This is a genomic window from Nocardioides sp., assembly GCF_035697785.1.
Classification (GTDB): domain Bacteria; phylum Actinomycetota; class Actinomycetes; order Propionibacteriales; family Nocardioidaceae; genus Nocardioides_B.
The window spans coordinates 24988-38171 of the sequence record NZ_DASSCL010000127.1 but is presented as its reverse complement, the minus strand read 5'-3'; the positions used below and the strand labels follow the sequence as shown (position 1 = coordinate 38171).

The 13184-nt window shown below is 71.2% G+C and carries 14 protein-coding genes; 10 read left to right on the top strand and 4 right to left on the bottom strand.

The window, feature by feature from the left end; all coding sequences use genetic code 11:
• Positions 1-713: DUF72 domain-containing protein (locus VFH10_RS13800; protein ID WP_325129516.1), on the bottom strand; the 713-nt coding region annotated here is incomplete at its 3' end.
• A 120-nt stretch (positions 714-833) separates the two neighbouring features.
• Here VFH10_RS13800 and mshA point away from each other — a divergent pair.
• Positions 834-2132, top strand: coding sequence for a D-inositol-3-phosphate glycosyltransferase (mshA, locus tag VFH10_RS13795; RefSeq protein ID WP_414689872.1), 1299 nt, complete (start codon positions 834-836; stop codon positions 2130-2132).
• A complete protein-coding gene (locus tag VFH10_RS13790; RefSeq protein WP_325129514.1) occupies positions 2129-2650 on the top strand; it encodes a YbjN domain-containing protein in 522 nt (173 codons plus the stop codon). Before mshA ends, VFH10_RS13790 begins: the two co-directional genes overlap by 4 nt.
• Positions 2651-2673: 23 nt before the next feature.
• Here the strand turns inward: VFH10_RS13790 and VFH10_RS13785 are convergent, their stop codons facing one another.
• The 3 genes from VFH10_RS13785 to VFH10_RS13775 all read right to left on the bottom strand — a co-directional run bounded on the left by VFH10_RS13785 (position 2674) and on the right by VFH10_RS13775 (position 5591).
• Positions 2674-3621 (bottom strand): DMT family transporter, encoded by a 948-nt coding sequence (locus tag VFH10_RS13785; RefSeq protein ID WP_325129512.1) that lies wholly within the window; start codon positions 3619-3621, stop codon positions 2674-2676.
• A 52-nt stretch (positions 3622-3673) separates the two neighbouring features.
• Complete coding sequence (locus tag VFH10_RS13780) at positions 3674-4351, bottom strand: response regulator transcription factor (RefSeq protein WP_325129510.1); 678 nt, start codon at positions 4349-4351, stop codon at positions 3674-3676.
• A 70-nt stretch (positions 4352-4421) separates the two neighbouring features.
• The gene (locus VFH10_RS13775) at positions 4422-5591 is read right to left on the bottom strand and encodes a sensor histidine kinase (protein ID WP_325129508.1); all 1170 of its coding nucleotides are present in this window, start codon (positions 5589-5591) and stop codon (positions 4422-4424) included.
• A 145-nt stretch (positions 5592-5736) separates the two neighbouring features.
• Between VFH10_RS13775 and phoU the strand changes: the two genes are divergently transcribed.
• The 8 genes from phoU to VFH10_RS13735 all read left to right on the top strand — a co-directional run bounded on the left by phoU (position 5737) and on the right by VFH10_RS13735 (position 13170).
• Positions 5737-6390 (top strand): phosphate signaling complex protein PhoU, encoded by a 654-nt coding sequence (gene phoU / locus VFH10_RS13770; RefSeq protein WP_325129506.1) that lies wholly within the window; start codon positions 5737-5739, stop codon positions 6388-6390.
• An 83-nt stretch (positions 6391-6473) separates the two neighbouring features.
• Positions 6474-7304: a maleylpyruvate isomerase N-terminal domain-containing protein gene (locus VFH10_RS13765; protein ID WP_325129504.1), complete on the top strand. Its 831-nt coding sequence runs from the start codon at positions 6474-6476 to the stop codon at positions 7302-7304.
• Between the two features lie 106 nt (positions 7305-7410).
• Positions 7411-7695, top strand: a complete 285-nt coding sequence (locus VFH10_RS13760; protein ID WP_325129503.1) for a hypothetical protein — start codon at positions 7411-7413, stop codon at positions 7693-7695.
• Between the two features lie 10 nt (positions 7696-7705).
• On the top strand, positions 7706-9829 hold the full coding sequence (locus VFH10_RS13755) for a WXG100 family type VII secretion target (RefSeq protein ID WP_325129501.1): 2124 nt from the start codon (positions 7706-7708) through the stop codon (positions 9827-9829).
• A 2-nt stretch (positions 9830-9831) separates the two neighbouring features.
• On the top strand, positions 9832-10461 hold the full coding sequence (locus tag VFH10_RS13750) for a hypothetical protein (protein ID WP_325129499.1): 630 nt from the start codon (positions 9832-9834) through the stop codon (positions 10459-10461).
• A 115-nt stretch (positions 10462-10576) separates the two neighbouring features.
• Positions 10577-11554, top strand: a complete 978-nt coding sequence (locus VFH10_RS13745) for an ABC transporter ATP-binding protein (protein WP_325129497.1) — start codon at positions 10577-10579, stop codon at positions 11552-11554.
• Entirely contained in the window at positions 11551-12321 is a 771-nt protein-coding gene (locus VFH10_RS13740; RefSeq protein ID WP_325129495.1) for an ABC transporter permease, read from the top strand. The genes VFH10_RS13745 and VFH10_RS13740 overlap by 4 nt, the downstream gene beginning before the upstream one ends.
• Before the next feature lie 63 nt (positions 12322-12384).
• Positions 12385-13170, top strand: coding sequence for an ABC transporter permease (locus tag VFH10_RS13735; RefSeq protein WP_325129493.1), 786 nt, complete (start codon positions 12385-12387; stop codon positions 13168-13170).
• Positions 13171-13184: the final 14 nt, after the last annotated feature.

Sequence of the window (13184 nt, the reverse complement as noted above, 5' to 3'; positions counted from 1 at the left end):
CAGCGCTCGGCCCACCTGTCCAGCGCCTCGGAGGTGTAGCCGCTGGCATACAGCTCGACGTCCCCGTGCAGCCGCACGTAGACGTGGTCGGAGGTGACCGAGTCCAGCAGCGGCCACTTGCCGGCGGTGTCGGCCACCACGGTCGCGATGTCGTGCTTCTCGAGCAGCGCGGCCGTCTGCTCCCGGGTGAACGACGCGTGGCGCACCTCGAGCGCGTGCCGCAGCGGGCGGTCCGGGTCGGTGGTGCTGGTCAGCGCCCGGTCGTCGGGCACCTTGTCGTCGTGTCCCTGCGCGATCTCGGCGGCCGCTCCGGCCGTGCGCGGCAGCAGGTCGAAGAACGCCGCCAGCCGCGCCTCGTCGTACCCCAGCATCGGCGGCAGCTGCCACAGGAACGGCCCGGTCTTCGCACCCAGCGCCAGCACGCCGGACGCGAAGAAGTTGGCCAGCGCGGTCTCGACGCCGGCCAGCTTCTTGAGATGGGTGATGAACCGGCCGCCCTTCACCGCGAACACGAAGTCGTCGGGAGTCTGCTCGTGCCAGGTGCGGTACGACGACGGGCGCTGGAGGGAGTAGAACGAGCCGTTGATCTCGATGCTGGTGAGCCGCTCGGCGGCGTACGCCAGCTCGTCGCGCTGCCGGAGCCCCTTGGGGTAGAAGTCACCGCGCCAGGCGGGATAGGTCCAGCCCGAGATGCCCACGCGTATGCGACCCACGGATCGAGGGTAGAACTCCAATTGGCTCCCGCCGCCGTGACCGGATGCGGGAGCCGCGGGAATAGCTGTCCACGCCCGTGGGTTCACACCCGTGGACGTGACCCGGAATGTCAGGAGTGGGTGGATGGTGAAGGCCACGTGATCGGTGGTGCGCGCCGGGAGCACGGGCGGGTCGCGATGATCAGCCTGCACACCTCCCCGCTCGACCAGCCCGGCACCGGCGACGCCGGCGGCATGAACGTCTATGTCGTCGAGCTCGCCAAGCGCCTGGCTGCGCGGGGCACGGCCGTCGAGATCTACACGCGCGCGACCTCCTCCTCGCTGCCGCCGAGCGTCCAGGCGTACGACGGCGTCACCGTCCACCACGTGCACGCCGGCCCGTTCGAGGGGCTCACCAAGGGCGAGCTGCCCGGCCAGCTGTGCGTGTTCGCACGCGAGGTGCTCCGGGCCGAGGCCCAGCACGCCCAGGGCTACTACGACGTCATCCACTCCCACTACTGGCTCTCCGGCCAGGTCGGCGCGCTGGTCCGGGACCGCTGGGGGGTGCCGCTGGCGCACTCGATGCACACCATGGCGAAGGTCAAGAACGAGTCGCTCGCCGACGGCGACACCCCCGAGCCCGAGGGCCGCGTGATCGGCGAGGAGCAGGTCGTCGAGGCCGCCGACATGCTGATCGCGAACACCGACATCGAGGCCAAGCAGCTGGTCAACCTCTACGACGCCGACCCGACGCGGGTCGAGGTCGTGCACCCGGGCGTCGACCTGTCCGTCTTCCGGCCGGTCTCCGGGGCCCGAAAGCGCGTCGGCGTCCCCGAGGACGCGGTGGTGCTGCTTTTCGCCGGCCGGATCCAGCCGCTGAAGGCGCCGGACGTGCTGCTCCGCGCGGTCGCGCTGATGATCGAGCGGGACCCCTCGCTACGTCGCCGGCTCGTCGTCCCGATCGTCGGCGGGCCCAGCGGCAGCGGCCTCGACCACCCCGAGTCGCTGGCCCAGCTCGCGAGCAGCCTCGGCCTCGACGACGTGGTCCGGTTCGTGCCTCCGGTCGCGCAGTCGACGCTGGTCGACTGGTACGCCGCGGCGACGCTGGTCTGCGTCCCGTCGTACAACGAGTCCTTCGGGCTGGTCGCGGTCGAGGCCCAGGCCACCGGTACGCCGGTCGTGGCCGCCGCCGTGGGCGGCCTGACGACCGTGGTCCGCGACGGCGTCTCCGGCCTGCTCGTGGACAGCCACGACCCGGCCGACTACGCGACAGTCATGCAGCGGGTCGTCGGCCAGCCGACCTTCCGCGAGCAGCTGTCCCGCGGGGCGGTGCGGCAGGCCGGGGAGTTCGCCTGGGAGCGCACGGCCGACCGGACCGTGGAGGTCTACCGGCAGGCGGTGCGGGCGATGCGCGACGACCTCGCGGAGCTGCGCCGGTGAGCGAGGCGGTCCCGGAGCAGCAGCGCGCCGCCGAGGTGGTCCGCGCGACGCTCGCGGACCACGACCTGGAGTGGCAGGAGATCCCGGAGCCGGGTAGCGGCGTGTTCACCGTCGTGCTCCCCGGCGAGAAGAAGCTGCAGACCCCGGTGCGGCTCGACGTCGGGCAGCACGCCCTCGGCGTGCACGCCTTCGTGGCGCGCCATCCCGACGAGAACCACGAGCGCGTCTACCGGTGGCTGCTCGAGCGCAACCTGAAGATGTTCGGCGTCGCCTTCGCCGTCGACCACACGGGTGACATCTACCTCGACGGGCGGCTGCCGCTGTCGACGGTCACGCCCGAGGAGGTCGACCGGCTGCTCGGCGCGGTGCTGTCCTACGCCGACGAGTCGTTCAACACCATCCTCGAGCTCGGCTTCGCCGGCTCGATCCGCAAGGAGTACGCCTGGCGACTCTCGCGCGGGGAGTCGACGAAGAACCTCGACGCGTTCCGCGGCTGGCTCGACCGCCCCGCGGACTGACCCCAGCCCCATGTAAAGCGGAGTTATGGCCGCTCCGCGGGATGCCGGCGCGTCGTGAGGTCCCCATGACTCCGCTTTACATGCGGGGGGCGCGGGCGGCGACGGGCCAGCGCGACACCGACCAGGCAGAGCACGCCGCCGACGTACGCCAGCGCGGGCGGCGTCTCGTCGAGCAGCAGCCAGGCCATCAGCACGGTGATCGGCGGGACGAGGTACGTCGTGACGCCGAGGCTGCTCGCGCTCATGTGGGTGAGCGCGTAGGCGTAGGTCGTGAACGCGATCGCGGTGGGGAACACCCCGAGGTAGACCACCCAGCCGATGTCCGCGGCGGACGCGGAGCCCAGGTCGTCGACCAGCGCGGGCGCGAACGGCAGGCAGGCCACCGCGCCGACGGTGCACGCGACCCAGGTGACCTGCAGCGCGGTGAGCCGGGTCATCAGCGGCTTCTGCAGGATCACGCTGACGGAGTAGACCGCGGCGGCCAGCAGACACAGCAGCACGCCGACCACGTCGCGGTCGCCGCCGGGGCTGCCGGGTCGGCTGGCGAAGCTGATCACCGCGACACCGGCGAACGCGACCACCAGCCCGACCCACAGCGCCAGCGTCGAACGCTCGTGCAGGAACCAGACCGCGAGCACCGCGATCAGCACCGGCGCGACCTGGATCAGCATGGCCGCCGTGCCCGCGTCGACCCGACGCTCGCCCTCGTTGAGGGCGACGTTGTAGACGCCGAACCACAGCAGCCCGATCGCGACCAGCGGCAGCCAGTCGGCTCGCCGCGGCGTGCGCCAGGCCCGCCGCGCGAGCAGCACCACGCCCAGGGCGAGCGACCCGACCACCAGCCGGCCCAGGGACAGCGCGCCGGGGCCGATGTGGTCGCCGAGGTGCCGGATCGCGACGAACGCGGACGCCCAGAACACCAGCGTGGTGCCGACGGCGAGCAGCGGCAGGACGGCAGGACGATCGCTCACCCGGTGAGCCTATGCGCGGCCACCGACATCTATCGACCGAGTTGGACCGCCGTCAGGTGTCCAGCTTGTAGCCCAGCCCGCGCACGGTGACCAGGTACCTCGGCGCCGCCGGGTCGGGCTCGATCTTGGCCCGCAGCCGCTTCACGTGCACGTCGAGGGTCTTGGTGTCGCCGACGTAGTCCGACCCCCACACGCGGTCGATCAGCTGCCCGCGGGTGAGCACCCGGCCGGGGTTGCGCAGGAACATCTCCAGGAGTTCGAACTCCTTCAGCGGCAGCTTGGTGTCGTCCCCGTTCACCGTCACCACGTGCCGCTCGACGTCCATCCGCACCGGCCCGCTCTCCAACGACGTCGACGCCGTCTCGACGTCATGACCTCGCCGCAGCACCGCCCGGATCCGGGCCACCAGCTCGCGCGGTGCGTACGGCTTGGTGACGTAGTCGTCGGCACCGAGCTCGAGCCCCACGACCTTGTCCACCTCGGAGTCCTTTGCGCTGACCATGATCACCGGCACGCTCGACACCTGCCGGATCCGCCGGCACACCTCGGTGCCGGGGAGCCCCGGCAGCATCAGGTCGAGCAGCACGATGTCGGCGCCGGTCTTCTCGAACTCCGTCAGGGCGTCCGGGCCGGTGGCCGCGAGCGAGACCTCGAAGCCCTCCTTGCGGAGCATGTAGGCCAACGCGTCGCTGTAGGACTCCTCGTCCTCGACGACCAGCACTCGGGTCACGGACTCGTCTCCTTGCGGGGATCGGGGGTGGTGTCGGACGCGGCCGGGCGAGCGGAGCCCGTCGAGGCGCTCACTCCGGACCCTCCTGGGCCTGGCGAACGGTTCGCTCCTCGGGAGCCAGCGTCGTACGGCGCGGCAGCTCGAGGGTGAAGGTCGAGCCCTGCCCCTCGACCGACCAGACCCGCACATCGCCGCCGTGGGAGGCGGCGACGTGCTTGACGATCGAGAGCCCGAGACCGGTGCCACCGGTGGACCGGTGCCGGGCCGGGTCGACCCGGTAGAAGCGCTCGAAGATCCGGTCGATCTCCTCGGCGGGGATGCCGATGCCCTGGTCGGTGACGCTGAGCTCCACGGTCGTCTCGCCGGGCTTGGCCGTCACGACGACCCGGCTGCTGTCCGGCGAGTAGGCGACCGCGTTGGAGACCAGGTTGCCCAGGGCCAGGGCCACCTCGTCGGCGTGGCCGAGCAGCTTGACCCCGCGCGCGCCGTCCTGCACCACCTCGATTCCCCGGGACTGCGCGTCGATCGCGCTCTGGTCGATGGCGCGCGCCACCAGGGTGTCGACGTCGACCGGCCGGGGGTCGAGGAGCGGGTCGTCGCCTTGGAGGCGGGACAGCTCGATGATCTGCTGGACCAGCCGAGTCAGCCGTGCGCTCTCCGTCTGCATCCGGCCGGCGAACCGGGTCACCGCCTCCGGGTCGTCGGCCGCCTCCTCGACCGCCTCGGCCAGCAGGTTGAGCGCCCCGACGGGGGTCTTCAGCTCGTGGGAGACATTGGCCACGAAGTCGCGTCGGATCGCCTCCACCCGACGCTCGCGGGTGCGGTCTTCGACCAGGGCCAGCACGAGGCGGCTGGACAGGGGAGCAACGCGCGCGGTCACGTGCACGGGCGGTCCTTCGTGTCCGCGGCGCATCACCAGCTCGGTGTCGCGGATCTGCCCGTCCCGGCGTACCTGCCGGACCACGTCGACCAGGTCCGGGACGGTCAGCGCGTCACCGCTGACCAGCCCCATGACGTACGCCGGGGCGGAGGCCTTGACCACCCGGTCGCGCTCGTCGACGACCAGCGCGCTCGACCGGAGGACGCCGAGGACCGTGGCCACGCCGGGAGGCACGGTCGGCTCCGGCTGCGGCGGGACCGCGTGCATCTGCCGGTCGGAGATGCGGAACGCCAGCACCACGCCGGCGCCGAGCACGGCCCCGAGCAACGCGAAGAGAAGCCCCTGCGTGGTGGTGTCCACGGTCACGATCGTACGCACCCGATCGCCGGGTGTTCGCCTTCGCGACCGCCTCTGACCTGCGCTTTCGTCAACTGTTCACCTGGCGTTCACGACTCGTCGCGCTCCCGTCACCTCCGCGTCAGACGGGCCACCTACCGTCCAGGTCATGCGTGACGCCTACTTCGACCAGCTCGACTCGATCGTGGACGACCTCGTGGCGATGACCCACGAGGTGCAGACCGCGGTCTCCCGATCCACCCGGGCGCTGCTCACCGCGAGCGCCGAGGTCGCCGAGCGGGTCGTCTCCGACGACGCCGACGTCGACGCCGCGCGCGAGAGGATCGAGGCGCGCTGCTTCGAGCTGCTGGCGCTGCAGCAGCCGGTCGCCACCGACCTGCGGATGCTCGTCGCGGCGCTGCGCATGGTCGCCGACCTGGAGCGGATGGGGGACCTCTCGGTCCACGTCGCCAAGGTGGCCCGGCTGCGGGTCCCCGACGTCGCGATCCCTGACGAGCTGGTGCCCACCATCGAACGGATGGCCGCCGTCGCCGAGCGGATGGTCGGCCAGGCCGCCTCGGTCATCGCCGGACGTGACGTCGCCGCCGCGCTCGCGCTCGAGGAGAGCGACGACGAGATGGACCAGCTCCGCCGGTCGTCCTTCCGGCGGATGCTCGCCGACGACTGGCCGTACGGCGTCGAGCCCGCCGTAGACATCGCCCTGCTCGGCCGTTACTACGAGCGGATCGCCGACCACGCCGTGTCCCTCGCCCGCCGGGTGGTCTACCTGGTCACCGGCGAGACCGCGCCCGCCGAACTCTGAGCCACTGACCGGCGGGCAGCACCCCGGCGGGCGGGCCCTCCAGGGCACTCCCCGGTGCCTGGCAGCCCTGCCATGATGAAGCCGTGACGTCGCCCGGCACCGCCACCGGCCTCGACCACGTGGGCCGCTTCGCCCGCGCCGCCGAGCTGTTCGCGGACCTGGTGTCCGTGGTGGACCTCGGCGCGCCGGTGCCCGGCTGCCCGGGCTGGACGTCGTACGACCTGGTCACCCACCTCGGCAACGTGCACGCCTGGGCCGCGACCATCGTCGAGACCGGTCTGGAGGCGCCCACCCAGGCCGACGCCCCCCGCTCGCGCCGGCCCCGGGTCGTCCGCGACTGGTACGCCGGCAAGGCCGAGGACCTCTACCGGGTGCTGCGCGGCACCGACCCGGAGCGGCCGTGCTGGAACTTCGCGTTCGGCGCAGGGGTCGCCGGGTTCTGGGGCCGCCGCCAGCTCCACGAGACCACGATCCACACCGTCGACCTCGACTCCGTCGCACGCGGTACGACGCAGGTGGCCCCCCAGGTCGCCGCCGACGGCGTCGACGAGGTGCTCACCGTGTTCCTGCACCGGATGCACATGCGCGGCCACCCCGCGACCCTGACCGCCCCGCTCTGCCTGGTCTGCGAGGACACCGGGAACGCCTGGACCCTCACGCCGCGCGTGGCCCGCAGCGACCCCGACCAGCAGGTCCCGGTCCAGCCGCGCGGCTCGGCCGCGGAGGCGGCGCCGATCCTGGCCGACGGCCCGCCACTCGTCGTCGACCGCCGGCACCCGGGCGCCGACCGGGTCTCCGCACCGGCCGACGTGCTCTACCGGGCGCTGTGGAAGCGCGGCCCCACCGACGCGCTCACCCGCGCCGGCGACCTGGCCCGGATCGACGCCTTCCTGGGGTCGCGGCTCGTCCCGTGAGCGTTCCGCTGGACCACGAGACGGGTCCTTTGGGTAGTTTGTGACCGAAACGGCCGGACGGACCCACCGACACCACCACGGGGAGCACGCCTTGGGAGACGTAGCCATGTCCGCGCAGGCGGCGGCGCAGATCAAGAACCGGTTCAACGACCTGAGCGCGGAGTTCCACAACACCGGCGCCGACATCGTCTCCCACACCTCGAGCGTGGCCTCGGCGTGCGGCGAGTTCAGCGGCTCGGTCGCCGACGGCAACGACATGTTCGAGATGTCGTGGCGGGAGACGTTCGACGCCTGCCGCACGGCCGCCGCGGTGATCGCCGGCAACACCAACACCTTCGAGGTGGAGCTCGACCGCCTCGACCAGGACTACGGCCACACGCCGACCCTCTGAGGACGCCGGGATGACCAAGCACTTCACCCTCGACGTCGACCCCGACGGACTGCGTCAGGTCGCCACGCGGCTCGGCACGCTCAAGTCCCACATCGAGACCAAGGCCCGCACCGTCAAGGGCACACCAGGCGAGATCGGGGACTCCTGGACCGGCGACGCGGCCACCTCGATCAAGGACGAGATGATCGGTCTAGGCACCGCCATGGACCGCTACGGCGACAAGCTGCAGCCGGCCATCGAGGGGCTGCGGTCCCTCGCCCGCGACTACGACGACTCGCTCGCCCGGCTGCCCGAGCTCAACCGCAAGTGGGACCAGGCCGAGACCGACTACCAGAACGCCCTCGACGCCAACCAGCGGCGCGTCGAGCAGACCGAGCAGCAGTGGCGCGACGACGGCATGACCATCAACCGCACGCTCCAGCACGAGCTCTCCGAGATGCGCAACAGCGGGGCGTCGAGCGCGGGCGACGCGCGACGGCAGACCCAGCACAACCTCGAGATCGACTTCGGCTACATGAAGCAGTGGCTGGCCCAGCAGACCCGGGCGCTGGGCAGCACCCTCGCCGACGCCGTGCCCGTCCCGATCGACGCCGACACGCTCGAGCGCTGGCGCGCGGGCGAGGACCCGCACGTACCCCTCGACCAGCTCCTCGGCGGGATGAGCCTGACCCGGCAGATCAAGGACGCCGAGCGGGAGGCCGAGCTCGAGGCGGCCGCCCTCGAGGAGGTCCGGCCCGACATCGAGGCGCTCAACGAAGCGATGGAGGACGGCGACCCGGAGGCGATCCAGGAGGCTCTCGACGCGATCGGTGAGCACGCCGACGACGAGTACTACACACGCGCCCTGGTCCGCGAGCTGGGCGCCGACGGGGTGCACGAGGTCTACAACAAGGTCGAGGAGCTCGTCGAGGGCGACGAGGTCTACATGGAGGAGTTCTGGCCGCACCTGAAGGGCTTCAACGACGCCGTGGCGCACGGGATGGAGGCCTTCGACGGCGCGGAGTTCGCGTCGTTCATGGAGCAGATGAACGACAACGACTACTTCCAGCGCCAGCTCGCGCTGATCGCGGGGTCGGACTACGCCGGTGGCAAGGTCAGCTCCGCCGCGATGGCCTACTACTCGCAGGTCTACATTTCCGACGGCGGCGCCGGCATGGGCCGCACGATGTACCCCGAGGTGTTCCACTACGCCTACGACCTCGACAACGAGGACATGCTCGAGGTCTGGGACGCGAAGGCGTCCGGCGACGACCTGGCCGCCTACTTCCAGCACATGGACGAGGGTGACCGCAAGGACCTCCTCGACCACCTGCTCCTCTTCAGCCGCAACGGGTCACCCATGGTCGGCGACGGCGAGTGGGAGCGGCTGGCGCAGCTGTACGGCGAGACGCTGGGCTCGCTGCGCGACCAGGGCAACGCCGCGGTGGGAGTCGAGGGTGCGACGTACCCCACCGACGCGGTGGAGACGCTGCTGGAGTACGTCTGGGCGCCGAGCAACACCCTCGACGCCGACGCCTACAAGCAGTACGTCGCCGACGTCGTCAACGACCCGGAGTTCCTCACCTGGTACATCCGCGACGTGATCGACGACGGTGCCAGCCCGCGCACCCTCAACACCGCCATCGACTTCGCCGGCGGCAACGCCGACGACCTGATGGAGGACATCATCGAGTACCAGGTGTCCACCGGGGTCGACGACGCCGAGATCGCCGAGTTCATCGGGTTCATGCTCCGCACCGAGGAGCTGCTGGGCGACGAGATCAAGCTCGGCGGCGTGCTCAAGAGCCTGCTGGAGAGCGGCGTCTCGGCGGGGGTCAAGCACCCCGCGACCGGCCCGGTGCTCGGTGTCTTCAACGCGCTGCTCGCCGAGTACGAACGGATGGAGGGCAACATCCAGGCGTGGGAGGACGCGATGGGGGACAACGAGCTGCACAACCAGCTCGGCTTCGCGCTCTACGTCCGCATCTACGGCCAGCCCCCCGAGTTCGAGAAGTGGCTCACCGAGCACGGTCGCGAGGACGACAAGGACGCCATGGTGGACTTCCTGCAGGAGCAGAAGACCGAGGGAACCGACCTCTACAACGAGATCAACAACCTGGTCGACATCATCGACGAGAGCAGGGACGAGGAGTAGACGTGCGACGCGGCATCTCGGGGGCCATCCTGGCGGCGACGCTCGTCCTGCTCGCCTCCTGCGACGGGGGAGGCGGGGTCGCCGACCAGGGGGACGACTCCGCGTTCGCGGGCTGCGTGGAGGAGGCCGGTCTCTCCCTCGACGGGTCCGAGGACTGGTCGGAGGCGGAGGAGCGCGAGTTCCTCTCCCAACCCGCGGCGCTCGGCTGCGTGGTGTCCGACGTGCCCGAGGACGAACGGGCCGACCTCCTCGGCCGCGCGTTCCCCGACGACAGCGGCGACGACGAGGCCGCCGACGAGGCGCGGGTGGCGAAGACCGACGCCCTCGTTGCGTACGTGTCCGCGCGTGCCGACCGGCCCCGCGACGAGGTCGTCGACGACGCCGCTGCGCTGATGGACGCGTTCGGGTGGGGAGACGTCGATCCGTGGGTGGGCGCGCGCAAGCAGGTCGCGCTGGCCGTGGTGCGGGCCGACGGCGGTGCCGCGGCGTACGACGAGTGGCTCGCCGACACCGGGCGCGAGGACGACTACGAGGGACGCATCGACTTCGTGCAGGAGCAGGAGACCGAGGGCACGCCGCTGGCCGACGAGGTGCGGGCGCTCGCCGACGACCTCCGGTCCGCGCAGGCCTAGCCATTCCGGCCCGTCGGCCGTCGAGTCGAGGGCCGACCGGTGTTCGGTGACGGACCGGGACATCGTGGCGGAAATGTGTTCGCCGGGTGTCGGTACGGCGGACTAGGTTCACGTCATGCGCGACGACCTGCACGTGGTCCGGGCTCACGACCTGCGCCGCAGCTACCGCACCCGCACCGGCACGTTCCGGCGGGAGAAGAAGGAGGTCGAGGCCGTCCGCGGCGTCACCTTCGGCATCGAGCGCGGCGAGCTGTTCGGCCTGCTCGGGCCCAACGGGGCCGGGAAGACGACGACGATCAAGATGCTGATCACGCTGCTGCTGCCCACCGGCGGCTCCGCGCAGGTGCTCGGCCACGACGTGGTGCGCGACGCCAGGGAGGTACGCCGCCACATCGGCTACGTGTTCGGCGGCGACCGCGGCCTCTACGAGCGGCTCAGCGCGCTCGACAACCTGCGCTACTTCGCCGAGCTCTACGGCGTACCACCGCGCGAGCAGCGGCAGCGCATCGGGTCGCTGCTGGAGATGGTCGGCCTGACCGGCCGCGAGAAGGAGCGGGTCGAGGGGTTCTCCCGGGGCATGCGCCAGCGGCTGCACATCGCGCGCGGGCTGCTGCACGACCCGGAGGTGCTGTTCCTCGACGAGCCCACGATCGGCATCGACCCGGTCGGGGCCCGTGAGCTGCGCGCCACGATCGCGCTGCTGCGCGAGCAGGGCAAGACGATCCTGCTGACCACGCACTACATGTTCGAGGCCGACGAGCTGTGCGACCGGATCGCGGTGATCCGCGACGGCCTGCTCGTGGCCGAGGGCACGCCGGCCGACCTCAAGCAGCGGGTCACCGCCGGCCACGTCGTGGAGGTGGAGACGTTCGGGGTCTCCGACGCCGCCGTCGACGCCGTACGCACCGTGGCGGGTGTCCGCACCGCGGCTGTCGAGGACCGGGGTCAGGCCCAGGTGCTGATCGTCCAGGTCGAGCCGGGGTCGGAGGTGACCTCGTCGGTGCTCGGCCACCTCGGTGGGGTCAACGTCGGCCGGGTGAGCTCCCGGGAGCCGACCCTGGAGGACGCCTACGTGGAGCTGGTGTCGGCGTGAGGATCCTGCGGCTGCTGACCATCTCCTACTGGCTGCACCTGAAGATGATCGCGGTCTCGGTGTTCGACGGCGTGTTCCAGGTGATCTGGCCGCTGTACTTCGCGACCGTCGCGTTCCTGCTCTACGGACAGTCCGACGACGAACGGGCGCTGGTGTACGCCGGGCTCGGCGCGGCGGTCATGGGCATCTGGTCGGTCGTCACGACCACGGCCAGCAGCCTGCTGCAGCGCGAGCGCTGGCTCGGCACGCTCGAGCTGCTGGTGGCCTCGCCCACCAGGTTCGCGCTGATCCTGGTGCCGATCACGACCGCGATGGCCTCGCTCGGGCTGTTCAGCCTCGGCTCCACCCTGCTCTGGGCCTGGCTGCTGTTCGGCATCACGGTGCCGGTCGCCAGCCCACTCGCGTTCGCGGTCTCGATCATGGTGTCGATCTTCTCGGTGGCGCTGCTGGGCTTCCTGCTGTCCGTGGCCGTGGTGCGCTACCGGACCGCGTGGGCGATGGGCAACATGCTGGAGTACCCGGGCTGGCTGCTGTGCGGCTTCCTCGTGCCGCTGGCGTTCTTCCCGACCTGGGTCACGTGGATCGCCTATGCGTTGCCGCCGACGTGGGGGATGGCGGCGATCCGGGCCTCCGCGGCCGGGCAGTCGCCCTGGTCCGACGTACTCATGTGCCTGCTCACCGGCGCCGCCTACGGGCTGGTCGGAGCCTTCGTGTCCGAGGCCGTGCTGCGGTCAGCCCGTCGACACGCGACGCTGTCGCTCACCTGAGGACGCCGCGATGAGCACCCCACGAAACCACTCGCTCCGCTTGCGCTTCCGCGGGGACCCCGCATGACCTCCCTGCGGATCTTCTTCGTCGGCGGCCTGATCAGCTTCCGGGCGCTGTTCAACTGGCTCAGCCCGTGGATCTACGTGCCGTCGATGCTGGTCGCCCCGATCGTGCAGATCCTCCTGTTCGCCTTCATGGGGCGCGCCGCGGGAGTGGAGTCCGACGAGTTCTACCTGATCGGCAACGCCGTGCAGTACTCCGCGATCCCGTGCCTGTTCGCGATGGCCAACACAGTGGCCGGCGAGCGCTACACCCAGACGCTCGGCATCGTGCTGGTCACCCCGGCCAACCGGGTGGCGCTCTTCCTCGGCCGCTCGCTGCCCGTCGTGGTCAACGGCGCGATCGTGTCGATGTTCTCGCTGGTGGTCGGTGCGCTGCTGCTCGGTGTGCGGCTGCCGGCCGGCTCGTGGCTGCCGCTGGCGCTGATCATCCTGATCGCCGCGGTCTCGTGCACGGGCATGGGGCTGGCGAACGCCGCGCTCGGGCTCCGGGTCCGCGAGACCGCGGTGATGTCCAACGTGCTGTTCGGGCTGCTGCTGATCTTCAGCGGTGCCAACGTCCCCATCGACGCGCTGCCGGCGTGGATGGCCTCGGTCTCCCAGTGGCTCCCGCTGACCCACGCGATCGAGGCGGCCCGGGAGGTCGCGGCCGGCGCCACGCTCGGCTCCGTGTCCGGCCTGATCGGCCGCGAGCTCGGCCTCGGGATCCTCTACGGCGCGATCGGCCTGCTCGCGCTCCGGCTGCTCGAGGTGGAGGGCCGCCGCCGCGCGACGCTGGAGATCCAGTAGCGGAGGGCCAATTA